This is a genomic window from Streptomyces sp. NPDC005438 (assembly GCF_040606315.1).
Classification (GTDB): Bacteria; Actinomycetota; Actinomycetes; order Streptomycetales; family Streptomycetaceae; genus Streptomyces.
Window position 1 is genome coordinate 118,506 of sequence record NZ_JBEXEP010000013.1, and the last position, 23,849, is coordinate 142,354.

19 protein-coding genes are annotated in these 23,849 nt (G+C 72.6%); 6 read left to right on the plus strand and 13 right to left on the minus strand.

Going from position 1 to position 23,849, the window contains the following annotated elements; translation table 11 throughout:
* Positions 1-150: 150 nt before the first annotated feature.
* The 3 genes from ABZT14_RS23490 to ABZT14_RS23500 all read right to left on the minus strand — a co-directional run bounded on the left by ABZT14_RS23490 (position 151) and on the right by ABZT14_RS23500 (position 4,163).
* The gene (locus ABZT14_RS23490) at positions 151-1,941 is read right to left on the minus strand and encodes an SDR family oxidoreductase (protein ID WP_356305954.1); all 1,791 of its coding nucleotides are present in this window, start codon (positions 1,939-1,941) and stop codon (positions 151-153) included.
* A gap of 154 nt (positions 1,942-2,095) precedes the next feature.
* On the minus strand, positions 2,096-3,199 hold the full coding sequence (locus ABZT14_RS23495; protein ID WP_356305956.1) for a PDR/VanB family oxidoreductase: 1,104 nt from the start codon (positions 3,197-3,199) through the stop codon (positions 2,096-2,098).
* A gap of 43 nt (positions 3,200-3,242) precedes the next feature.
* On the minus strand, positions 3,243-4,163 hold the full coding sequence (locus ABZT14_RS23500; protein WP_356305958.1) for a metal-dependent hydrolase: 921 nt from the start codon (positions 4,161-4,163) through the stop codon (positions 3,243-3,245).
* 94 nt (positions 4,164-4,257) lie between these two features.
* Between ABZT14_RS23500 and ABZT14_RS23505 the strand changes: the two genes are divergently transcribed.
* Positions 4,258-4,944 (plus strand): TetR/AcrR family transcriptional regulator, encoded by a 687-nt coding sequence (locus ABZT14_RS23505; protein WP_356305960.1) that lies wholly within the window; start codon positions 4,258-4,260, stop codon positions 4,942-4,944.
* Between the two features lie 130 nt (positions 4,945-5,074).
* Here ABZT14_RS23505 and ABZT14_RS23510 read toward each other — a convergent pair whose 3' ends face one another.
* Together ABZT14_RS23510 and ABZT14_RS23515 are read right to left on the minus strand one after the other, a co-directional pair.
* Positions 5,075-5,695, minus strand: coding sequence for an NUDIX hydrolase (locus ABZT14_RS23510; protein WP_356305962.1), 621 nt, complete (start codon positions 5,693-5,695; stop codon positions 5,075-5,077).
* A gap of 67 nt (positions 5,696-5,762) precedes the next feature.
* Positions 5,763-7,412: a CTP synthase gene (locus ABZT14_RS23515; protein ID WP_356305964.1), complete on the minus strand. Its 1,650-nt coding sequence runs from the start codon at positions 7,410-7,412 to the stop codon at positions 5,763-5,765.
* Between the two features lie 407 nt (positions 7,413-7,819).
* On the opposite strand from ABZT14_RS23515, the gene ABZT14_RS23520 reads away from it, so the two are divergent.
* Complete coding sequence (locus tag ABZT14_RS23520; protein ID WP_356305966.1) at positions 7,820-9,625, plus strand: glycoside hydrolase family 15 protein; 1,806 nt, start codon at positions 7,820-7,822, stop codon at positions 9,623-9,625.
* 166 nt (positions 9,626-9,791) lie between these two features.
* Here the strand turns inward: ABZT14_RS23520 and ABZT14_RS23525 are convergent, their stop codons facing one another.
* Complete coding sequence (locus ABZT14_RS23525) at positions 9,792-10,967, minus strand: glycoside hydrolase family 64 protein (RefSeq protein WP_356305968.1); 1,176 nt, start codon at positions 10,965-10,967, stop codon at positions 9,792-9,794.
* A complete protein-coding gene (locus ABZT14_RS23530; protein ID WP_356305970.1) occupies positions 10,967-11,929 on the minus strand; it encodes a glycoside hydrolase family 16 protein in 963 nt (320 codons plus the stop codon). The genes ABZT14_RS23525 and ABZT14_RS23530 overlap by 1 nt, the downstream gene beginning before the upstream one ends.
* 507 nt (positions 11,930-12,436) lie before the next feature.
* Between ABZT14_RS23530 and ABZT14_RS23535 the strand changes: the two genes are divergently transcribed.
* Together ABZT14_RS23535 and ABZT14_RS23540 are read left to right on the plus strand one after the other, a co-directional pair.
* Positions 12,437-14,269 (plus strand): coagulation factor 5/8 type domain-containing protein, encoded by a 1,833-nt coding sequence (locus ABZT14_RS23535; RefSeq protein WP_356305972.1) that lies wholly within the window; start codon positions 12,437-12,439, stop codon positions 14,267-14,269.
* Positions 14,270-14,388: 119 nt separating this feature from the next.
* Complete coding sequence (locus ABZT14_RS23540; protein ID WP_356305974.1) at positions 14,389-15,456, plus strand: LacI family DNA-binding transcriptional regulator; 1,068 nt, start codon at positions 14,389-14,391, stop codon at positions 15,454-15,456.
* Between the two features lie 296 nt (positions 15,457-15,752).
* Here ABZT14_RS23540 and recN read toward each other — a convergent pair whose 3' ends face one another.
* Positions 15,753-17,534 (minus strand): DNA repair protein RecN, encoded by a 1,782-nt coding sequence (recN, locus tag ABZT14_RS23545; protein ID WP_356305976.1) that lies wholly within the window; start codon positions 17,532-17,534, stop codon positions 15,753-15,755.
* 560 nt (positions 17,535-18,094) lie between these two features.
* Here recN and ABZT14_RS23550 point away from each other — a divergent pair.
* Positions 18,095-19,093 (plus strand): phosphotransferase, encoded by a 999-nt coding sequence (locus ABZT14_RS23550; protein ID WP_356305978.1) that lies wholly within the window; start codon positions 18,095-18,097, stop codon positions 19,091-19,093.
* A 43-nt stretch (positions 19,094-19,136) separates the two neighbouring features.
* Complete coding sequence (locus ABZT14_RS23555) at positions 19,137-19,715, plus strand: suppressor of fused domain protein (protein ID WP_356305980.1); 579 nt, start codon at positions 19,137-19,139, stop codon at positions 19,713-19,715.
* A 30-nt stretch (positions 19,716-19,745) separates the two neighbouring features.
* Here the strand turns inward: ABZT14_RS23555 and ABZT14_RS23560 are convergent, their stop codons facing one another.
* From ABZT14_RS23560 to ABZT14_RS23580, 5 genes are all read right to left on the minus strand, one after another.
* Positions 19,746-20,627, minus strand: coding sequence for an NAD kinase (locus tag ABZT14_RS23560; RefSeq protein WP_356306016.1), 882 nt, complete (start codon positions 20,625-20,627; stop codon positions 19,746-19,748).
* 26 nt (positions 20,628-20,653) lie between these two features.
* Positions 20,654-21,460 carry a TlyA family RNA methyltransferase gene (locus tag ABZT14_RS23565; RefSeq protein ID WP_356305982.1) on the minus strand — a complete coding sequence of 269 codons (807 nt, stop codon included), beginning with the start codon at positions 21,458-21,460 and terminating at the stop codon, positions 20,654-20,656.
* A gap of 1 nt (position 21,461) precedes the next feature.
* Positions 21,462-21,839 carry a hypothetical protein gene (locus ABZT14_RS23570; RefSeq protein ID WP_356305984.1) on the minus strand — a complete coding sequence of 126 codons (378 nt, stop codon included), beginning with the start codon at positions 21,837-21,839 and terminating at the stop codon, positions 21,462-21,464.
* Between the two features lie 72 nt (positions 21,840-21,911).
* Complete coding sequence (locus ABZT14_RS23575) at positions 21,912-22,727, minus strand: ABC transporter ATP-binding protein (RefSeq protein WP_356306018.1); 816 nt, start codon at positions 22,725-22,727, stop codon at positions 21,912-21,914.
* 98 nt (positions 22,728-22,825) lie between these two features.
* Positions 22,826-23,848 (minus strand): iron chelate uptake ABC transporter family permease subunit, encoded by a 1,023-nt coding sequence (locus ABZT14_RS23580; protein WP_356306020.1) that lies wholly within the window; start codon positions 23,846-23,848, stop codon positions 22,826-22,828.
* Position 23,849 lies beyond the last annotated feature (1 nt).

Sequence of the window (23,849 nt, forward strand, 5' to 3'; positions counted from 1 at the left end):
GCGCCCATGCGTAGAGCCCGCCACGATCGCGTGACGGGTCCTCCTTCGAGGGTAGTTCACCCTCAGGTGTCCCACCCGCCCACGCCCAGCCCGGCCGGGCGGCTGAAAATCACCGCATCGGACCAGCTGGGCGCGGGGGTCGGCGGAGGGTCAGGTGATGTTGAGGCGGGCGGCCAGGCGCAGCGCTCCGGGAGAGAGGCGGCTCAGCAGTCGGGCCGCCCGGGCTTCGAGGGTGACCGGGACGACCGCCTTGCGGCGGCGGATGGCCCGCACGATCTGTTCGGCCACCCTCTCCGGGGGGTAGTTGCGGCGGGCGTACAGGCCGGAGATCCGCTCCCGTTTGGCGCGCTGCTCCTCCTCGCTCACGCCGGAGAAGGTGGTGGTGCGGACGATGCCGGTGTTCACCACCCCGGGGCAGATCGCGGTGACCGCCACCCCGGTCGGGGCCAGTTCGGCCCGCAGGCAGTCGGACAGCATCAGGACCCCGGCCTTGCTGGTGGCGTACGGGCCCATCACCTTGGAGGGCAGATAGGCCGCCGCCGAGGCGAGGTTGACGATGTGTCCGCCCTGGCCCCGCTCGGCCATCCGGGACCCGAAGGCCCGGCAGCCGTGGATGACGCCCCACAGGTTGACGTCCAGCACCCGGCGCCACTGGTCGGGGGTGGTGGCCATGAGGGGGCCGGAGTGGCCGACGCCGGCGTTGTTGACCAGGATGTCGACGACCCCGTGTTCCTCGGTGATCCGCTCGGCGAAGGCGTCCATGGCGGCCTGGTCGGACACGTCGACGCGGTGGGCGTGGGCCTGACCGCCCAGTCCGGCGGCCAACTCGGCGGTGTGCCGGGCCCCTTCGAGGTCGAGGTCGCAGACCACCACCCGTGCCCCCCGTTGGGCCAGGGCGAGGGCGGTGGCCCTGCCGATGCCTCCGCCTCCGCCGGTGACCAGGGCCAGCTGGCCGGCGAAGGGGCGGTCGACCTCGGTGGGCTCGGCCGGGCGTCGGCGGGCGCGGGCGAGTTCGGGGGTGGCCTCGGCTCCCTCGGTGTGGGCGACGAACTCGCGCACCATGCGGGCCACGGTCCCGCCCTCGCGGAGCAGGGCGGACCAGTGGGTGGCCTCGACGGGGCGGCGCCACAGTCGGGGCACCCAGCGTTCGAGCCCCTCCTCCAGGTGGGGTGACACGTAGTGGTCCCGGGTCAGGCCGAGCAGTTGGACCGGCACCTGGCAGGGGCGCCGCCTGGGGCGGGTGAGTCGGGGCAGCATGTTGGCGCGGTAGAGGTTGATGCCGCGTACGGCGTCCTCGCGCAGGGTGGGCTGGGGGTGGCCGGGGCGAGGGGGTACGTCCTCGATCCGTTCGAGCACCGTGGGCCAGCGGTCGGCGAGGCCGTGCCGCCACACGGCGGGGGCCAGGGCCGGCAGGTGGAACGCGGCGATGTACCAGGAGTGGGCGGCCTGGGTGAGGAGTTGGGCGAGGTGCCGGGGCACGGGGCGGGCCAGCCGGTGCCGGATCCAGTAACCGATGTGGTCCAGGCAGGGGCCGGAGATGGTGGTGTAGGAGGCGACCCGGGTGTGGGCCCTGGGGTCGGTGACCGCCTCCCAGGACTGGATGGAGCCCCAGTCGTGGGCGACCACGTGGACCGGCCGGTCGGGGCTGACGGCCTGGATGACGGCGAACAGGTCCTCGGCGAGCTGGTCCAGCCGGTAGCCCTGGCGGCCGGCCGGCTGGCCGGACTCCCCGGCGCCGCGTACGTCGTAGCGCACCACGTGGTGGTCGTCGGCCAGGGCGGCGGCCACGTCGTCCCAGACCCGGTGGGTGTCGGGGTAGCCGTGGACCAGCACCACCACCGGGTGGTCGGGGTCGCCCTGCTGGTGGACGGACAGGGGTACGCCCCCGCTGATGACCTCGCGGTGGCGGGGTTCGGTCCGGGTTCCTGGTGGGGTGCTCATCGGTTCTCGCTCCCGTTGTGGCGCCCTGTGGCGCCGTGTACGCGGCGGGTCGTCGTCCGGCCGGTCGGCGTGTGGTCGGGGTCCGCCGGTGGGGCTCGGTGTCGGACGGCGGCGGGGGTCGCGGGGGTGACCGGGGTCCCGTGCCGGGTTCCGGTCACAGGTCGAGCACCAGCCGTTCGCCGGCGTCCGCGCGGGAGACGCAGACCAGCACCGCGCCCGAGGCCCGCTCCTGGTCGGTGAGTCTGCGGTCCCGGTGCTCGACGGTGCCCGACAGCACCCGCTGCCGGCACACCCCGCAGAAGCCCTGCCGGCAGGAGTACGGGGTGGCCGGCGACCGGTCCCGCAACACGTCCAGGGCCGAACGGTCCTCCGGTACGTCCAACACCGGGCCGCTCGGGCCCAGTTGGAGTTGGAAGGGGCGGCCGTCGAGGATGGGGGCCGGGGCGAACCGTTCGAAGTGCAGGGCCACCAGGCGGCCCTCGGGGGCCCGGTCGAAGGCCCGGCGTACCGCCTCCAGCATGGGCGGGGGGCCGCAGCAGTAGACGGCGGCGCCGGGCGGGGCCTGGTCGAGCAGTTCCCCTGCGTCCGGCACCCCCGCCTCCTCGTCGGCGCGGACCTCGACCCGGTCGGGGTGGAGGGCGGCCAGCTCCCCGGTGAACGGGAGGCTGGCGCGGGACCGTCCGGTGTGCACCAGCCGCCAGTCCAGGCCGAGGGCCTCCGCCTCCCGGACCATGGGCAGCACCGGGGTGATGCCGATCCCGCCGGCCAGGAACAGCACCGAGGGTTCCCCGGCGAAGGGGAAGGCGTTGCGGGGGCGGCTGATCCGCAGCCGGGTGCCGGGGGTGAGGTCGCGGTGCACCTCCAGGGAGCCTCCGCCGCCTCCGTCCAGCCGTCGTACCGCGACGCGGTAGCCGTACCGGTCGGCGGGGTCGCCGCACAGCGAGTACTGCCGGCGTCGGCCCGAGGGCAGGGTGAGGTCCAGGTGGCTTCCCGGCTGCCACTCGGGGAGCGGGGCGCCGTCCGGCCGTACCAGGCGCAGGGCCACCACGTCCTCGGCCCGCGCCGTCCGCTCGGCCACCCGCACGGTGAGGGCGGCCTCCGTTGCCGGGGGCCGGGGCGTTCTGGCCAGTCGGCGTTCGGAACCGCGCAGCATCAGTCCGGTGTAGCGCTGGATGAAGCCGGTCAGCCCGGCCAGGGCCCGGTCGCTGCGGCCTCGGCCGTACAGGTCCGGGGGCGGCTCGGGTGACGTGGGTTCCATGGGGCTCCTCGGTGGCGGGGCGGGCGCGTACGGGCCTGGCGGGTCAGTGGGTCGCCGCGCGGGCGGCCGGGGAGGAGCCCAGGTAGGCGATGGCCTGGCGGGTGGAGCCCTCGTGGGTGGGGTGGTAGCCCCGGCGGAAGTAGCGGGCGGTGGAGCGTACGGCCTTGCCCACCTCGGGCAGCAGCCCCTGGCGGGCGGCGGCCAGGTAGCCCCGGAAGGTGGGGCGGGAGGCGGGGCCCTCCAGTTCGGGGTCGGCGGCCATCAGGAAGCGGGCGCCGCGCACCCACAGCCACAGGAAGATGGGCACGGTCACGCCCATGGCCCGGATACGGCGGGCGTAGCCGGGGTCGAGGTGGGTGAGCAGGTCGAAGGCGACGCTGCGGTGTTCGACCTCCTCGGCGCCGTGCCAGCGCAGCAGGTCGAGCATCACCGGGTCGGCGTGGACCCGGTCCAGGTCGTGGGCGTTGAGGATCCAGTCGCCGAGGAAGGCCGTGAAGTGCTCGATGGCCGCGATGATGGCGACCCGTTCGATCAGGTAGTCCTGGCGCTGCGCGGGGCTGAGGTGCGGCCGGTCGCCGAGGACCCGTCCGAACAGCCACTCCATGTGCCGTACGTACGGGGTGGGGTCCAGGCCCCGGGCCCGGAAGTGGTCCAGCACTCCCTGGTGGGCCTCGGCGTGCATGGCCTCCTGGCCGATGAAGCCGAGGACCTCCTCGCGGAGCCGTTCGTCGGTGATGAGGGGCACGGCCTGCTGGAAGGTCCTGACGAACCAGCGCTCGCCCTCGGGGAGCAGCAGGTGCAGGACGTTGATGACATGGGTGGTGAGGGGTTCGCCGGGCACCCAGTGCATGGGCATCCGTTCCCAGTCGAAGGCGACGTCGCGGGGTTCGAGGACCAGGTCGACGTGCTCTCCGGGCTTGGGCACGGGGAGGTGCCGGGGCGTGCGGTCCGCTGGTGAGGACATGGCGGCTCTCACTCTCATCCGGGCGGGGCTCACAGCTTATTGAGTGGAACTCAACAATAGGGGCTCTTGAGAGCCAGTCAATAAGATGGACGACATGAGTTCCCCCAAGGGCCCCAGCCGCCGGATGCCTCCCGGAGAGCGGCGCAAGCAGATCCTGGACGCCGCGCGACGCGTACTGGACCTCAAGCCGATCGACGAGGTGTCGATGGAGTCCGTCGCCAAGGAGGCGGGGGTCTCCCCCGGGCTGCTGTTCCACTACTTCGGCTCGCAGCGCAAGTTCCGGGACACCCTCGTACGGGCCGCCGCCGAGGAGGTCATCGGCAAGGTGAGCCCCGACCCCACGGCCAGCTCGGCCGTGGCGCTGCGCACCGGCATCGAGACCTTCATCCGCGAGGTGGCCAAGCACCCGTCCGTCTACCTGGCGGTGGTACGGCTCTCCCAGCGCGACCGGGGCGAGGAGAACCTGCACCGCAGGATGCGGAAGGTGCTGGCGGACTGGCTGCTGGAGGGGCTCCAGGCGGCGGACTGCCCGTTGACGCCGGCCGTACGGCTGACCGTCCAGGGCTGGCTGGCCCACATGGAGGAGATGGTCATCTCCTGGTTCCGGGACCGGGAGTTGAGCCAGTCGGAGCTGGCCGACCTGTGCGAGACCACCTTCTACCAGGCGATACGGGTGGCCCTGGCCGACGACGAGCACTACGAACGCGTCCGGGAGGCCATCCAGCTCCCCCGCGACCAGGAGCCGGCGCGGGTGCGCTCACTGGGCCCCACCGTGCTGTGACCCACCCCCGGCCAGCCGCCGTCCGAGACCCGTCAGGCCGTACGGCGCGAGGAGGGGGCCGCCAACTCCCGGTGGACGCCCACCCGTTGCCGCCGCCGGCCCCCGGGACGCCCGACGGCGCGAGGGCACCTCAGAAGGGGCGGGCGGGCCAGGGGGCGTCGGCCGGACGCAGCGTGCCCAGCCCCCCGCTGGCCAGCGCGGTGGACAACGCCAGCGTCCCCACCACCAGGCAGCTGTTCTGCAACTCCCCGGCCAGCACGCCCCGTACGAGTTCGGGCAACGGCGCCCACTCCGAACGGAGTTCGGCCTCCTCCTCGGTCCGCTGGTAGCGCTCGCCCTCCGCGCTGGCGACCCCCCGGGCGAGGAAGACGCGCACCGCCTCGTCGGAGCCGCCCGGGGTGGTGTAGACGTCGGTCAGCACCCGCCAGTCGTCGGCCTTGACGTGCGCCTCCTCGTACAACTCCCGCTGGGCCGCGTAGAGCGGGTTCTCCCCCACCACGTCCAGCAGTCCGGCCGGCAGCTCCCACAGCCTGCGGCGCACCGGGTGACGGTACTGGTTGAGCACCAGCACCCGGTCCTGGTCGTCCAGCGCCAGCACCGCGACCGATCCGGGGTGCACCTGGTAGTCCCGCTGGGCCAGGCTTCCGTCCGGCATCTCCACCCGGTCGCTGCGCACCCCGGTCTTGGCTCCGGTGAACGGGGTGCTGGTGGCGGTGACCCGCCACTCCTCGACGGTGTCGGTCAGGCGCATCTGTCCATCCTCCGTGGCACGTCGGCCCTCTGGTTCCGGGACCGGTGCGGCAACCGTAGCGGGCCGGTCAGCGGGCCCGCTGGCAGTCCACGGCGGCCCGCACCAGGCCGGCGAACAGCGGGTGCGGCCGGGTGGGCCGGGAGCGCAGCTCGGGGTGGGCCTGGGTGGCGACCAGGTAGGGGTGCGTCTCGCGGGGGTACTCCACGTACTCGACCAGCTTGTTGTCCGGCGAGGTGCCGGAGAAGACCAGGCCGGCCTTCTTCTCCAGCTCCGAGCGGTAGGAGTTGTTGACCTCGTACCGGTGGCGGTGCCGCTCCTCCACGTACGGCTCGCCGCCGTAGACCTCGCGCACCAGGGAGCCCTCGGCGAGCTTGGCCGGATACAGCCCCAGCCGCATGGTGCCGCCCATGTCGCCGTCACCGGCGACGATGTCCAACTGCTCCTCCATGGTGGAGATCACCGGATGGGCCACCGACTGGTCGAACTCGGTGGAGCCGGCGCCCTCGATCTTGGCGAGGTTGCGGGCGGCCTCGATCACGATGCACTGCAGGCCCAGGCACAGCCCCAGCAGCGGTACCCGGTTCTCCCGGGCGTAGGTGATGGTCGCCAGCTTGCCCTCCACCCCACGGTCGCCGAAGCCGCCGGGCACACAGATCGCGTCCACGTCCGACAGCTGCCGCTCCGCGCCCTCGGGGGTGCGGCAGTCCTCGGAGGTGACCCACTTGATCTTCACCCGGGCGTTGTTGGCGAAGCCGCCGGCGCGGATCGCCTCGGTCACCGACAGATAGGCGTCCGGCAGGTCGACGTACTTGCCGACCAGAGCCACCGTCACCTCGTGCTCGGGCTGGTGGACCCGGCGCAGCAGGTCGTCCCACTGGGTCCAGTCCACGTCCCGGAAGGGCAGGTTCAGCCGGCGCACCACATAGGCGTCCAGGCCCTCGGTGTGCAGCACCTTGGGGATGTCGTAGATGGAGGGGGCGTCGATGGCCGCCACCACGGCGGCGTCGTCGACGTCACACATCAGGGAGATCTTCCGCTTGATGGCGACCGGCACCTCGCGGTCCGCCCGCAGCACGATGGCGTCCGGCTGGATACCGATGTTGCGCAGGGCGGCGACCGAGTGCTGGGTCGGCTTGGTCTTCAGCTCGCCGGAGGGGCCGATGTACGGCAACAGGGAGATGTGCACCACGAAGACGTTGTCCCGGCCCACCTCGTGGCGCACCTGGCGCACCGCCTCCAGGAAGGGCAGCGACTCGATGTCGCCGACGGTGCCGCCGACCTCGGTGATCACCACGTCCACCTCGTCGGTGGCCATCCGGCGGATACGTGACTTGATCTCGTTGGTGATGTGCGGGATGACCTGGACGGTGTCGCCCAGGTACTCCCCCCGGCGCTCCTTGGCGATCACCGAGGAGTACACCTGGCCGGTGGTGACGTTGGCGGAGCTGTCCAGGTCGACGTCCAGGAACCGTTCGTAGTGCCCGATGTCCAGGTCGGTCTCGGCACCGTCGTTGGTGACGAAGACCTCACCGTGCTGGAAGGGGTTCATGGTCCCGGGGTCGACGTTGAGGTACGGGTCCAGCTTCTGCATGGTGACCCGCAGCCCCCGCGCCTTGAGCAGGGCGCCCAGGCTGGAGGCGGTCAGGCCCTTGCCGAGCGAGGAGGCCACACCCCCGGTGACGAAGAGGTGCTTGGTCGTCGAGGATCGAGTCGGCATGGCCAAGAGGGGGCTCCCGTGGTCGCGAGGTGAGGTGCGCGCACCGGCGCCGTGAGAGGAAACTTCGGGGACGGACGCGCTGCGGTCGACCCTGTCCGGTTCCGATGAGGTTTGGGTCGGTCCACGGGCCACCAGCGTAACAGCGGGGCGGGGTGCCTCCGGCGGCCCGCCCACCCTGTGGGACGGGGCGTACGGTGAAGACGTAGACCCATGGGTTTTCGGCCATGCCAGCGGGCCGCGAATTCGCGGGGAAGCGTTAGGAGTTCCCCAGGTCCGGCAACTTCCCCGGCCCATCGGCTTGCGTCGTATCCTGCTCGGACACTCGAATGGGGACTGATCCGCATTCCACGTCCCCCGTCCATGACCACTCGGGGGACAGCACCACTGTTGTTCGACTGGAGATCCACGTGGCCGGGCGCATCGAGGACTACGCACTCATCGGGGACATGCAGACAGCTGCCCTGATCCGTCGCGACGGCAGCGCCGACTGGCTCTGCCTCCCCCGCTTTGACTCTCATGCCGTGTTCGCGGGCCTGCTGGGCACCGACGAACACGGGTTCTGGCGGGTGGGCCCGGCCCACTCCCCGGAGGAGGAACCCCTACCCGCGGACCGCAGGCGGTACCGCGGCGACTCCCTGATCCTGGAGTCCGAGTGGGACACCCCACAGGGCACCCTGCGGGTCACCGACTTCATGCCCCCGCGTGACGACCACGCCCCGCAGCTGGTGCGGATCGTGGAGGGCGTCAGCGGCCGGGTGTCCGTACGGTCCGCGCTGCGGATGCGGTTCTCCTACGGCTGGGTGGTCCCCTGGGTCCACCGGGTCGAGGAGCGCACGGTGGCCGTGGCCGGGCCGGACTCGGTCTGGCTGGACACCGAGGCGGAGACCTACGGCGAGGACCTCACCACCTACAGCGACTTCACCGTCGGCCCCGGCGAGCGGGTCGCGCTGACGATCAGTTGGCAGCCCTCGCACCAGAAGCCGCCGGCCCGCGCGGAACCCGAGGAGGCCCTGCGGGTCACCGAGGAGTTCTGGGCGGACTGGGTCAGCCACTGCACGTACCACGGGCCCTACCGGGACGCGGTGGTGCGCTCGCTGATCACTCTCAAGGCGCTGACCTACGCCCCCACGGGCGGCATCGTCGCGGCGCCGACCACCTCGCTGCCGGAGGACATCGGGGGCTCCCGCAACTGGGACTACCGCTTCACCTGGCTGCGGGACGCCGCCATCACGCTGTCCTCGCTGCTGCGCACCGGCTACCACAGCGAGGCCCTGGCCTGGCGCGAGTGGCTGCTGCGGGCGGTCGCCGGGGACCCGGAGAACCTCCAGATCATGTACGGCATCGCCGGTGAACGGGAGCTGACCGAGGCGGAGTTGACCTGGCTGCCGGGCTACGAGAACAGCACCCCGGTGCGCATCGGCAACGGTGCGGCCGGCCAGCTCCAGCTGGACGTCTACGGCGAGGTCACCGAGGCGCTGCACCTGGCCCACATGACCGGCCTGGCCCGCAACGACTACGCCTCGCTGCTCCAGTTGAAGCTGATCCAGTACCTGGAGGACCACTGGGACGAGCCGGACGAGGGCATCTGGGAGGTGCGCGGACCCCGGCGCCACTTCGTGCACTCCAAGGTGATGGCCTGGGTGGCGGTGGACCGTACGGTCCGACTGATCGAGTCCGGTGAGGTGGAGGGCCCGCTGGAGCGGTGGCGCGACCTGCGCGACACGATCCACCGGGACGTGTGCGAGCGGGGCTACGACCGCGAGCGCAACACCTTCACCCAGTCCTACGGCTCCAAGGAGCTGGACGCCTCCCTGCTGCTGATCCCGCAGATGGGTTTCCTGCCGCCGGACGACAAGCGGGTCATCGGCACCATCGAGGCCATCCAGCGGGAGCTGTCCACCGAGGACGGCTTCATCCTGCGGTACCCGACGGACGGGCAGGAGGCGGGAGTTGACGGCCTGGAGGGTGACGAGGGCGCGTTCCTCGCCTGCTCGTTCTGGATGGCCGACGACCTGGCGATGATCGGGCGGGTGGAGGAGGCCAAGCGGCTGTTCGAGAAGCTGCTGTCGCTCCGCAACGACCTGGGGCTGCTGGCCGAGGAGTGGGACCCGAGGTTGCAGCGTCAGGTGGGCAACTTCCCGCAGGCGTTCAGCCACGTGCCGATGATCGACACCGCACTGCGGCTCACCGTCTCGGGGGCCTACGCCGGCTGAGGCCGACCGGGGCGGTCGCTGGACGGCGACCGCCCCCACCCCGGTGTACGGCACTCCCGTACCCGGGCGTACCCGCGCCAACAGCCCTGGGGGGTACGTCGGTCGACGTACCCCCCAGGGCTGTCCCGGCCGGGCGACCGCCGCGAGGGCGGTCGCCCGGTGCCCGTCAGAACGGGGTCAGGGTCAGGGTGATCTCGGTGGGCGCACCGTCCTCGATGTAGGAGGCGAAGCCGGCCACGTCGTCGAAGGCGAAGCCGTAGGCCTTGCCGTCCTCGGTGGCCTCGTGCACGGCCTTGACGTACTCGTGCACGGTGTCGCCCTGGTAGAAGCCCGAGGGGTCGTCCGTGGGCTGGTTGGACTCGGTCAGCAGGGTGGTGCGGTTGAAGGCGGCACCCAGGATGGCCGCGACCGGACCGGTGATCCCGTCGTTGGGGGCGGCCAGCGCGCCGTCGCAGAACAGCACGTCCTTGGTGGTCGGCTTGTCGAAGGAGACCTCGCCGGGACCGGTGAAGGAGAACTTGCCGCCGCTGACCCGGCCGGTGAACTCCCCGGCGTTGGTGGTGACGATCAGGTCCTTGCTCTCGTAGGTCGACCACACCTCGTCGATGTAGGCGTCGAAGTAGCTCTCGGAGAACTTGCCCTCGGCCATGCCGTGCCCGGGCGCGATGATCCGCTTGTCGTCGACCACCAGGTCGGAGAAGCCCTCGGCGCCCTTGAGCTTGGAGAACAGTTCCTCGCGGGCACCGTCCTTGAGGGTGCCGGTCTTCTGGTCGTCGGCGCCCACCAGGTGGATGGACAGCGGCACGCTGAACATGTCCACCATGGTGGTGTTGCAGTACATGCCGTCTTCCTTGTACGTGAACTCCGCGCAGTCGTGCAGCACGTCGTAGTTGGGGTCGGACTCGACCCACGCCGCCGGGTAGGCGAGGGCGGCGTTGCCGTCGCCGTCCTCGACCGCCTTGAACTTCAGCTTGTCGCCGAGGGCGGTGTAGATGCGGCCGGACATGTACGGCAGCTGGATGGTCGTCTCGTCGCCGGACAGCGGGATGGCGTAGTCGGTGAACCCGTCGTCACCGTTGTCGTCCATCGAGATCGGCTTGAGTTCGCCCTCGGGCGTGACCCGTACCTGCTGGCCGTCCTGGTTGCCGACGATGTAGACCCAGATCTGGTCGCTGCCGAACTTGCCGCTGTTGTTCACGATCTTCAGCGGCAGCCCAGCGGCGCGCTTGCCGTTGGAGAAGGTGCTGCCCACCGCGGTGTTGCCGCCGAGGACCAGTCCTCCGCCGGCCACGGCAGCTCCTGCCGCCAGTCCACCCAGGAACCTGCGTCGACTGATCCTCATCAGCCCTCACCTCCACTGCGAGATACGGAAACGTGGTCGACCAACAACGAGGCTCCGGGCTTGGTGGCCTCGGTGGGGGTGGCGAAGCCGGCTTCCTTGTCCGGGAAGGCTCCGCCCATGGCCAGGTTGAGCAACAGGAAGTGGCCGTGGTCAGTGGCGTCCTTCCAGGTGTCGGCGCCCACCTGCTCCTCGGTCACCGAGTGGTACTGCTGGTCGTCCACGTACCAGCGCAGTTCCTCGGTGTCACCGCTGCGGTCCAGCTCCAGGGCGTAGGTGTGGAAGCCGGACTGGCAGGTCTGCCCTGGGCACTCGCGGGAGTCCGCGATGCCCTCGGTCTCGTCGCAGGGGCCGCCGGGGTTGACCCCGCAATGCAGCACGCCCCACACGGAGTTGAGACCGTTGACGTTCTCCATGATGTCGAACTCGCCGATGCCCGGCCAGTTCCAGTAGTTGTCCCGGTAGTCGGCACCCAGTGACCAGAAGGCGGGCCAGTAGCCCAGGGCCTCGTCACCGGAGACGTCCGGCATCCGCACCTTGGCCTCGAAGCGGACGGTGCCCCCCTCGGGGGCCGAGAAGTCGTCCCGCTGGGTCTCGATGCGGCCCGAGGTCCAGTTGTCGCCGTCCTTCAGGGCGGTGATCTTCAGATGCCCCTCGCCGTCCAGCTGGATGTTCTCCGGGTTGTCGGTGTACGTCTGGATCTCGCCGGTGCCCCAGTGGTCGGGGCCGCCCGGGTAGCCGGTGCCGGTGTCGATGATCCAGTCCTCCGAGGAGGGCAGGGACCCGGCGTCACCGTCGAAGTCGGTGCGCCAGACCTCCTCCATGGCGGAGGGTCCCTTGGCGGACGGTTCCTTGGCGGTGGGCGCTTCGCTGGCCTGGGCCGTGGGCAGCGCGGCGAGGCTCAACGTGGTCGCCGCGGCCACGGCCAGCAAAGGCCAGCGTTTTCTTCTTGAAGGCTTCCTCATCCTTTGCGCTCCAAAGCGGTGTGGGGGGACACAGGTGCGGAAGTGGCGATGAGAGCGCTCTCATATCGTGGTTGAGTACGTTCCCCGCCCACATGCCGTGCGTCAAGGGGCGTGTGCGTGAAAGGGAGTTGCACAAATCCAGTCACCTCCACGCCGGAGACCACCTCGGGGGACGCCGGGAGTCCGCGCCCCTCACCCCGCTCCCCTCCCGGCAACTTCACGATCTTGACCAGCGGTTGTTCCCCCGCCTCCGGGTTCCGCCGCGCTGACCTGCGGGGACCGGGCGCCGGCCGGTGAAGTCCAGGACGCCGGCGCCGCGTTGGCGGGATACCGCTCCCCTCCCGGTGAGGGGCACCCACCGCCTCCACGAGGGCGTCCCCACCCGGATCCGGCAAGTGGCAGTTCCCTCCCGCCCCTTGACGCGCCGTTCAACTAGCAGAACGATGCCACCCTGTGAGAGCGCTCTCACCCCCCTCGACATTCACTTGGTGAATCAGGAGAGCCGCCATGGCCCCATCGCACGACCCCACCCGGCCCGACCGCGCCCCGAGAACCACCCCGGACACCGGGTCGAGCACCTCGACCGCCCCCGCCCGGCGTACGGTTCTGGCCTCTCTCGCCGTCGCCGTTCCCGCCACCACCGGACTGCTGTCCCTCGCCTCCCCGGCGCAGGCCGCGCCCCAGGCCGACCCGCCGACCGGTGGGGGTGACCTGGGCCCCAACGTGGTGGTCTTCGACCCCTCCACCTCCGGCATCCAGGAGAAGCTGGACGAGATCTTCAAGGAGCAGGAGAGCGCCCAGTTCGGCTCCAAGCGCTACGCGCTGTTCTTCAAGCCCGGAACCTACGACGGCCTCAACGCCCAGATCGGCTTCTACACCGCGATCGCCGGACTCGGCCTCTCCCCCGACGACACCCACTTCAACGGCGACGTGACCGTGGACGCCGGCTGGTTCGACGGCAACGCCACCCAGAACTTCTGGCGTTCGGCCGAGAACCTCTCCCTCAACCCGGTCAGCGGGGCCAACCGCTGGGCGGTCTCCCAGGCCGCGCCGTTCCGCCGGATGCACGTCAAGGGCGACCTCAACCTGGCCCCCGACGGCTACGGCTGGGCCAGCGGCGGCTACATCGCCGACAGCAAGATCGACGGCACCGTACAGCCGTACTCCCAGCAGCAGTGGTACACCCGCGACAGCGAGGTCGGCGGCTGGCAGAACGGGGTGTGGAACATGACCTTCTCCGGGGTGCGCGGCGCCCCCGAGCAGGGTTTCCCCGACCCCCCGTACACCACCCTGGAGACCACCCCGGTCTCCCGCGAGAAGCCGTTCCTCTACCTGGACGGCGAGGACTTCAAGGTCTTCCTGCCCAAGCTACGCACCGACGCCAGCGGCACCACCTGGGGCGGCGGCAGCCCCGAGGGCGAGTCCCTGGGCCTGGACAAGTTCTACCTGGTCAAGGACGGCGCCGACGCCGCCACCATCAACGCCGCCCTGGAGAGCGGGCTGCACCTGCTGTTCACCCCCGGGGTCTACCACCTGGACCAGCCCATCGAGGTCAAGCGGGCCGACACCGTGGTCCTGGGCCTGGGGTACGCCACCCTGATCCCGGACGACGGGGTGACCGCGCTGAAGGTGGCCGACGTGGACGGGGTCCGGCTGGCCGGGCTGCTGATCGACGCCGGCCCCACCAACTCCGACGTCCTGCTGGAGGTCGGGCCCGAGGGCGCCTCCGCCGACCACGCGGCCAACCCCGTCACCGTCCAGGACGTGTTCGTCCGTATCGGCGGTGCCGGCCCCGGCAAGGCCACCACCAGCATGGTCATCAACAGCAACCACACCGTCATCGACCACACCTGGATCTGGCGCGCCGACCACGGCGACGGGGTGGGCTGGGAGACCAACCGGGCCGACTACGGCCTGGTGGTCAACGGCGACAACGTGCTGGCCACCGGACTGTTCGTCGAACACTTCAACAAGTACGACGTGCAGTGGAACGGCGAGGGCGGGCGGACCATCTTCTACCAGAACGAGAAGGCCTACGACGCCCCCGACCAGGAGGCCATCCAGAACGGCGACCTCAAGGGGTACGCCGCCTACAAGGTGGCCGACTCGGTGCGCACCCACGAGGGTTGGGGACTGGGCAGCTACTGCTTCTACAACGTCGACCCCACCATCCGCCAGGGTCACGGGTTCGCCGCGCCCACCACCTCCGAGGTCAAGTTCCACCACCTGCTGGTGGTCTCGCTCGGCGGCAAGGGCCAGTACGACCACGTCATCAACGACCTCGGCGACCCCACCTCGGGCGAGGACACCGTGCCGTCCACGGTGGTCTCCTTCCCCTGAGGACCTCCCCTCGGGAACGGTGGTCGCGGGGAACCGACCCGCTGCTCCCGGCCGGCCGACCGGGGCCGGCCGGGAGTAGCGTCAGGTTCGGGCGGACAAGGGAACGAACGGGGGTACGGATGACTCACGAGGGTCGGCCCACCCTGGAGGCGGTGGCCGCGCACGCCGGGGTGTCCCGGGCGACCGTGTCCCGGGTGGTCAACGGCGGCCAGCGGGTCCGCGAGGAGGTACGCCTCCGGGTGGAGCGCTCGGTGACCGAGCTGGGGTACGTCCCCAACAGCGCGGCCCGTTCCCTGGTCACCCGCCGTACCGGTGCCGTGGCGGTGGTGATCGCCGAACGGGAGCACCGGGTGTTCTCGGACCCCTTCTTCGCCCGGCAACTGCGGGGCATCAGCCGCGAACTGGTCGCCGCCGACCAGCAGTTGGTGCTGATGATGCTGGAGGGTCCGCCCGAGCGCAGCCACGAACGCATCGGCCGCTACCTGGCCGGCGGCCACGTGGACGGGGCGCTGATGTTCTCCCTGCACGGCGACGACCCACTGCCCGTACTCGCCACCGCCGCCGGCCTACCCACGGTGCGCGGCGGCAGACCCAGCACCGAGGAGGCCCGGCGCGGCGCCCCCGTCGGGGACACGCTCTACGTCGACGTCGACAACCGGGACGGCGCCCGCCAGGCGGTCGCCCACCTCAGGGACCTCGGCCGCCGCCGGATCGGGGTGATCACCGGGCCGCTGGACCAGACCTCCGCCCAGGAGCGGCTGAACGGCGCGCGGGACGCCCTGGGGCCGGACCTGCTCCGCCCCGAGGCGGTGGTGGAGTCGGACTTCACGGTGCCCGGCGGGGAACGGGCCATGCGGCGGCTGCTGGAGCAGTACCCCACCCTGGACGCGGTGTTCGCCGGCAACGACCAGATGGCCTCCGGCGCCCTCCAGGTACTGCGCTCCCTGGGCCACCGGGTGCCCCGGGACGTGGCCCTGGTCGGCTTCGACGACCTGGAGACGGCCACCTGGACCGACCCGCCGCTGAGCACCGTACGCCAGGACGTGGAGCTGATGGGCCGGCTGATGGCCGGGCTCCTGCTACGCCGGCTGGGGCTGCCCTCCGACAGCGTCCCGCCCGAGCGGGCCGGCGAACCGATGGTGATTCCGGCCACCCTGGTGGTACGCGGATCCAGCCAGGCCCCCTGACCCCGTACGCCGAACCCCGGTCCCCCGACCCCTCGGTGGAGCACCGACACCGGCAAGGGGGCCCCGAAGCGCACCCACCATGCCCGGCGGCACCCCGACCCCCTCCCGGCAGGCACCGGGCACACCCGGCCACCGCCCCAGGACCACGTACCGGCCGCCCCGGCCCGAGGAACCCACGCCCCCCGCCAGGAGCACCGGAGGCGGCCCGACCAGACCCGGCCACCGCACGAAGCGGCCAACCCCCACACCCGGCACACCAGTTCAACCGGGCGACCGCCCGACACCACCCGCCCGACTCAGCGCTGCCCAGCCGCCTGGAGCAGCTCCTCGGCGTGAGCGCGGGCGGACTCGGAGTCCTCCTGGCCGGCCAGCATCCGCGACAGTTCCCGTACCCGGTCCTCACCCTCCAGGGCGCGCACCCCGCTGCGGGTGATGGACCCGTCGTCGGTCTTGGTCACCACCAGGTGCCGGTCGGCGAAGGCGGCGACCTGGGGAAGGTGGGTGACCACCACCACCTGGGCGGTACGGGCCAGCCGGGCCAGCCGTCGGCCGACCTCCACCGCAGCGCGGCCACCGATACCGGCGTCCACCTCGTCGAACAGGTAGGTCGGCACCGGGTCCGAGCCGGCGAACACCACCTCCACCGCCAGCATCACCCGGGACAGTTCGCCGCCCGAGGCGCCCTTGGCGATGGGCCGGGGCGGGGCGCCGGGGTGCGGGGCGAGCAGCAGCTCCACCTCGTCGGTGCCCGAAGGGCCGTACGCCAGCCGGCGGCCACCCACCACGAGCCCCTCGCCCTCGTTCGCGGTCTCGGGCACCTCCTGTTGGCGCACCGCGAAGGTGACCTGGGCGTGCGGCATAGCCAGTTGGGTCAGTTCCTCGGTCACGGCCTCGGCGAACCGCTTGGCGGCGTCGACCCGCAGTTCGGTCAGCCGCTCGGCCAACCGCCCCAGCCGCTCGGTCAGTTGGTCGCGCTCACCGGTCAGCTCGGCCACCCGGTCGTCGTCGCCGTCCAGTTCGGTGAGCCGGGCGGCGCCCTCCTCGGCCCAGCGCAGCAGGGCCACGGCCCCGCCCTCCTCCTCCGCCACCCCGGGGTCGCCGTACTTGCGCAGCAGCCCGGTCAGCAGGGCCCGGCGCTCCTCCACCGCGGCCAGGCGTCGGGGGTCGGCGTCCAGGTCGTCGGCGTAACCGGCCAGTTCGCCGGCCACGTCGGACAGTTCGATGGCCAGCGCGCCCAGCCGGTCGGCGAGGGCGCCCAGGGTCTCGTCGTGGGAGCGCACCGCCTCCACGGCACGGTGGGCGCCGGACACCAGCGAGGAGGCGTCCACCCCCTCGGGGTCGGCGGGGTCACCGGCCAGGGCGCCGTGGGCCTGGGCGGCGGCGGAGGCCAGTGCCTCGGCGTGCCCCAACCGTTCGGCGTCGGCGGCCAGTTCGACGTCCTCCCCGGCATGGGGCTCGGCGGCGGCGATCTCCTCCAGGCCGAACCGCAGCAGGTCGGCCTCCTGGGCGCGTTCCCGGGCCCGGGTGGTCAGTTCCTCCACGCGGGCGTTGACCTCGCGGAGCCGCTGGTACGCCCGGGTCCACTCGCCCAGCAGGTCGGCGACCGGCTGTCCGGCGTACCGGTCCAGGGCCTGCCGCTGCCGCGCGGGGCGCAGCAGCCCCTGCTGGTCGGTCTGCCCGTGTACGGCCACCAGCTCGTCGGCGAGTTCGGCCAGCAGCCCCACCGGTACCGAGCGGCTGCCGGCGTGTGCCCGGGACCGCCCCTCGGCGGAGACGGTACGGCTGATCAGCAGGGCGCCCTCGTCCAGTTCGGCCCCCGCCTCGGCGGCCCGTAGGGCGGCCGGCGCCGTCTCCTCCAGCGTTATCCGCCCCTCGACCACCGCCGCCTTCGCTCCGACCCGCACCAGGGCCGCGTCGGCGCGCCCGCCGAGCAGCAGCCCCAGGCTGGTGACCACCATCGTCTTGCCCGCGCCGGTCTCGCCGGTCACCGCGGTGAACCCGGGTGCCAGTTCCAGGGCGGCGTCCTCGATGACGCCCAGGGCCTTGATCCGCATCTCCTCCAACACGGGTACGACCATACGAGGTTCCGTGGCGAGATCCCCACCCCCGGCCGAAGTGGCCACGGGAACGGCACTCCCCTCACCCCGTGGCGGGACCCCGTGGCCGGCGACCGGCCGAACCCCACCCCGCCCGGCCACCCGGTACCGACAGCTCCCCGCGCGGGTGCTCCCACCGTCACCGCCGCCCTGGTCCAGAACCCGGGTACGGGGGAGGCTCCCGACCCTCCCGACGTGCCCGGGACCCGCCCCAACCGGCCCCCACAGGGCGCGACCACCGACCGTATGCCGGGGCACCGCCCACCGGCGGCCGTGCGCCCGGGTACAGCCGGCCAGGGGCCCGTAGGGCGCGGTCGGAGGCCGGGCCGTGACCAGCGCGGGCCGGCGCGAGAAGGGCGCGGCCCCGCCGACGCGCCGGGAACCGGCGCCGACCGCACCCGTTTCGGCCACCCGGGCCCACGACGGCGCGCGGGACCGCCCTCCGGCGACCGGGGTTCGGGACGACACCTGCCAGGGCACGGGGGCGCCCGCCGAAAGCGCGGCACGGCCACCGGACCCGTGGCGGCAGGTGTACTGGACAGATGTCCCCACCCACAGCACGTCCCGAGAAACCCGACGACTGGTCGCGGTACTTCCGCTCCCGGGGCCACCTCGACGCGCGCCCTCTGGCGGCTGGCGCCGAGGGCACCGTGTACCGCCTGGGCGACGGGCTGGTGGCCAAGGTGTGGCACCAGCGCCCCCGCTTCGACCTCCCCGCCCTGCACGAGGTGCAGCGGGACCTGGCCCGTGCCGGGCTGGACCTCGCCACCCCGACGGTGCTCCGGGTCGAGGAACACCGGGGCCGACTGGTCACCTACGAACGGGAGTTGCCCGGGTCAGCGCTGCGCCCCGACTCGGCGGTGACCGCTCCCCCGGCCGGCGTGCCCGAACGGGAGAGCCGGGCCCTGCTGGCCGTCCTCCGCGCCCTGGCGTCGGTACCCGCCACCCCCGCCATGCGCCGGCTCACCGTCCGGGGCGACGACCGGCCCCTGTGGCGGGGCCACGACCGCTTCCCGGACGCTCTGGCCGCCCTCGTACGGCGGTCGGCCCACAGGCTGACCCCACCGCCCGGACCGGGCCCGACTCCTCGGGGGGCACCCGAAGACACCGAAGACACCGAAGACGCCCGGACCGTCGGGACCGCTGAGGCCGCCGAGGCCGCCGCCAGTACGGCCGAGGCCCTGGAGCGCCTGCCGGACCGCCCGGTCACCCTCGTCCACGGGGACCTCGTTCCCCCCAACATCCACGTGGACCGCGACGGACACCCGGTGGCCGTACTGGACTTCGGGCTCCTCACCACGGCCGGTGACCCCGCGTTCGACGCGGCGGTGTCGGCCGCCACCTGGGACATGTACGGCCCCCACGCCCGGCGTCACCGGGCCGAACTCACCGCCCTGTGCGCCGACGAACTGGGGTACGACCACGGGGTGTTGGAGCTGTACCAGCGGGCGTACACCCTGGTCACCCACGACCTGTTCGGCACCGACGACCGCGACGGGCACTTCCGTTGGTGCGCCGCCCTGCTGCGGGACGCCCGCTGAGACACCCGGCACCGGACACCGGAACCTCTGGGAGGATCGCCGGATGAGCGAGGCGAGGCTGCCGGCCGCCGAGGCCGTCGAGGCACACGTACGGGCCTTCTTCGACGGGCACCCCCTGGAGGTCCTCCACCTCGACCTCGGCCCCGGGCGACGGGAGGCACTGCCCGACCTGCGCGTCCTGGCCGTCGGGCCCGGGCCCCGAGGGGACGACTGGGCCTACGTGACCGTCGGCTGCTGCGCGGCCCCCGGGGAGGGCGGCCCGGGCCTGGAGTTCGTCATGACGGCTCCCACCCGCGACCAACGGTTCGTCGACCTGATGGCGATGGTCGCCTACTACCACTGCTCGGGGCACCGCCTCGGGCTGGAGCACAGTATGCCGATCGGCGAACCGTGGGTGCCGGGGTCCGCCTGCGACCACCTGCTGGTCAGCCTGCCCCACCCGTACGGGCCCGCACTGGAGCGGTGCCCCCTGCCCGAGGGGTACGCCCGCCTGCTGTGGACCCTGCCGGTGACCCGCGCGGAGATCGAGTACCGCCGCGAGCACGGGCACGAGGCACTGGAACGACTCTTCGAGCAGGCGCCGATCACCCCCGCCGACCCCTTCCGGGCCTCGGTGGCCTGAGTCCGCCCCAGCACACGTTCCGAGGCGCCCTCACTCGCGAGGCGCGCCGCGCCAACCCACCACCGGCAGCGCGAACTTGGCCACCAACCGGTCGGTGAACAGCGCGTGGTGCAACCGGGCCAACCGCACCGGCACCGCGCCCCGCCGCACCTCCACCCGGGCCCCGGGCGGCAGGTCGACACTGCGGCGTCCGTCGCACCACAGCACCCCGGCCGGAGTCTGGGGCTGCACCTCCACCGCCAGCACCGAACCCGGGGTGGTCACCAGCGGCTTGGCGAACAGGGTGTGGGCGCTGATCGGCACCATCAGCAGGGCCTCCACCTCCGGCCACACCACCGGCCCACCGGCCGAGAAGGCGTACGCGGTGGAACCGGTCGGCGTGGCGCAGACCACCCCGTCACAGCCGAAGCTGGACACCGGGCGGCCGTCCACCTCGGTGACCACCTCCAACATCCGTTCCCGGGACGCCTTCTCCACCGAGGCCTCGTTCAACGCCCAGTCACGGTGGACGAACTGGCCGTCGCTGCGCACCAGCACGTCCACCGTCATCCTTTCCTCGACCTCGTAGTCCCGGCGCGCCACCCGGCCCACCACCCGGTCCAGGTCGTCCCGTTCGGCCTCCGCGAGGAAGCCCACCCGCCCCAGGTTGACGCCCAGCATGGGCACCCCCGAGGCCCGGGCGAACTCGGCGCCCCGCAGCAGGGTGCCGTCCCCACCGAGGACCACCAGCAGCTCGCAGCCCTCTGCCGCGTCCGGGGACAGGGGCACGACCTCCACGGAAGGGGGCAGCGGCAGCGCCTCGGCCTCCTCCACCAGCACCCGTACCCGCAGGTCGGCCCTCAGCAGGCCCTGCACCATCAGTTCGGCGCTGCGTACTGCGGCCGGCCGGCCGGTGTGGGCCAGCAGGAAGATGGTCCGCTTCTCACCCGTGCCGTCGCTCACCTGGGGCCCTCCGCCACCGCTCGCTCCACGTCACCGGCGTCGAGCGGGGGTGCCCCGGCGCGCAGCCACAGGAAGTACTCGACGTTGCCCGAGGGGCCCGGCAACGGACTGGCCGTCACCCCCAGTACCCCCAGGCCGAGTTCGGCCGCCTCGGCGGCCACCGTACGTACCGCCTCGGCGCGCAGCTCCGGGCTGCGCACCACACCGCCGGAGCCCAGCCGTTCCCGGCCCACCTCGAACTGGGGCTTGACCATCAGCACCAGGTCGGCGTCCGGCTTCGCGCAGCGCACCAGGGCGGGCAGCACCAGCCGCAGCGGGATGAACGACAGGTCGCCCACCACCAGGTCCACCAGCTCACCGTCCAGCGCCTCCGGCGTCAGCTCCCGCACGTTGGTGCGGTCCCGGACCACCACGCGGGGGTCGCTGCGCAGGGACCAGGCCAGTTGCCCGTACCCCACGTCGACGGCCACCACCCCGGCGGCCTCGGCGCGCAGCAACACATCGGTGAACCCCCCGGTGGAGGCCCCCGCGTCCAGGGCACGGCGGCCGGCCACCGCCAGCCCCAGGGGCCCGAACGCGGCCAGGGCGCCGGCGAGTTTGTGCCCGCCCCGGGAGACGTAGTCGGGGTCCGAGTCGTCCTCCCGCACCACCAGGGCCACGCTGGTCTCCACCTGGGTGGCCGCCTTGCCGGCCACCGTGCCGGCGACGGTGACCCTGCCGGCGGCGATCAGCTGGCTGGCGTGCTCCCGGGAGCGGGCCAGCTTCCGTCGTACGAGTTCCGCGTCGAGCCGACGTCGTGCCACGTCAGCTCCGGGGATCGGTCGGGGCGGGCGGGCCCGCCGGGGTGGGCCGGTCCAGGGCGGTCAGCGTCTCGCGCAGGCCCTGGTGCACCTCCTCGTACACGCCCAGGTGGTCCGCGACGTCCAGCCGGTCGGCGTCCGCCAACCTGGCCAGTCCGGCGTCCACCCCGAGGTGGCCGGTGGGTTCCACCTCCACGCCCAGCGGACGCGGGCCCCGCTCGGCGGCCGGGCCCTCGGGGGCGTCCTCGCGGGCCCGGGGCTCGCGGCCCTCACCGGGGGTGGTCGGCCCGACGGCACCGTCCCCGGCCGGGGCGGGCCCGGTGGTCGCCGGCTCGCCCTCCTCGCTCTTGGCCGGTTCTCCTCCCGGCAGCGGCTCACTCATGCCCCCGACGCTACCGTCTCCACCCCCGGCCCGGGGCGCCGACCAGCACTTCCGGGCCCCCCGAGGAACGGCTCAGGCCTTCACCCGGGCCCGGGCGGCCGGCACCACCAGCGGGGTGCCGCTCTCGGGGTCCTCGATGACCCGGCACCGCAGCCCGAACACCTTCTCCACCAGGGAGGCGGTGACCACCTCGTCCGGTTTCCCCTCGGCCACGATCCGGCCGTCCCGCATCGCGATGAGGTGGGTGGCGTACCGCGCCGCCTGGTTGAGGTCGTGCAGCACCGCCACCAGCGTGCGGCCCTGCTCCTCGTGCAGGCCGGCGCACAGGTCCAGCACCTCGATCTGGTGGGCGATGTCCAGGAAGGTGGTCGGCTCGTCCAACAGCAGCAGCGGGGTCTGCTGGGCCAGCGCCATGGCGATCCACACCCGCTGGCGCTGCCCGCCGGACAGTTCGTCCACGAACCGGTCCGCCAACTCCTGTACGCCGGTGGCCTCCATGGACTCGCCCACCACCCGCTCGTCCTCCCGCGACCACTGCCGCAGCAGCCCCTGGTGCGGGTAGCGCCCCCGGGCCACCAGGTCGGCCACGGTGATCCCGTCCGGGGCGATGGAGGACTGCGGCAGCAGCCCCAGGGTGCGGGCCAGCCGCTTCGCCGGCAGCGCCTGGATGTCCCCGCCGTCCAGCAGCACCGACCCCCGGTGGGGCTTCAGCATCCGGGACAGGGCCCGCAGCAGGGTCGACTTCCCGCAGGCGTTGGGCCCGACCACCACCGTGAAGGAGTTGTCCGGTACGGAGACGCTCAGGTCCTTCGTGATCACCCGCTGGTCGTAGGCGAGGGTCAGCCCCTGGCCGCTGAGTCGGGACGCGCCGCTGTGCTTCAAGTCCATCCTCGTATCCGTCTCCTGGGCCGTACGCCCCCCAGTGTGCTTGCCGGCCGGCGCCATGACGCCCCGGCCCCTGTCCGGCCCACCGTCGCGGTCAGCCATCAGATGCGCCCCACCTTCCGCTCCCGCGCCAGCAGCCACACCAGGTAGCCGCCACCGACCAGTCCGGTCACCACTCCGACCGGCAACTCCCGCGCGCCGAACAGCCGTTGCGCGACCAGGTCGGCGCTGACCAGCAGGGCGGCGCCCAGACACAGCGCGGGCACCAGGTTGGGGCCGGGGGCGCGGGTGAGCCGGCGCGCCAGCTGCGGCGCCGTCAGGGCCACGAACCCCACCGGCCCGGCCGCTGCCGCCGCCAGGGACACCAGCAGCACGGCGGACGCCAACAGGCCCAGCCGCACCCGCTCCACCCGTACGCCCAGGGCGTACGCCGCCTCGTCGCCCATCTCCATCATCCGCAACGCCCGGGCGCAGCCGAACAGCACCACCGGCACCAGCACCACCAGCCCCCAGGCCAGCGGGTGGGTGTGCTCCCACCCCCGGCCGTCGAGGCTGCCGGTCATCCACAGCACCGCCCGACTGGCCTCGGTGATCTCCGCCCGGGTGAGCAGGTAGCCGTTGACTCCGGTGAGGATGGCCATGCACCCCACCCCGACCAGCACCAGCCGGTACCCGTGGATGCCCTCCCGCCAGGCAAGCAGGTAGATCAGCGCCCCGGTGAGGATGCCGCCCACCACCGCGCCGCCGGCCAGCGCGGCGCTGCCGCCCCCGAGGACGATGATGGCCACCAGCGCACCGGTGGCCGCGCCCTGGGTGAAGCCGAGGATGTCCGGGCTGCCCAACGGGTTGCGGACCACCGCCTGGAAGACGGCGCCCCCGAGCCCCAGCGCGGCCCCCACCAGCAGGGCGGTGACCACCCGGGGCAGCCGGAGTTCGTTGACCACGAACGTGTCGGCGACCGCGCCCCGCCCGGCCAGGGTGCGCAGCACCTGGTCGGGGCTCATCGGGTAGTCGCCGCTGCCGATGGCCAGCACCGAGGCGGCCGAGGCCACCAGCAGGCAGACCAGGACCGCGAGCACGGTCCGGGGCCGGAAGACCACCGAACGCCCGCCGGGGGTACGTATG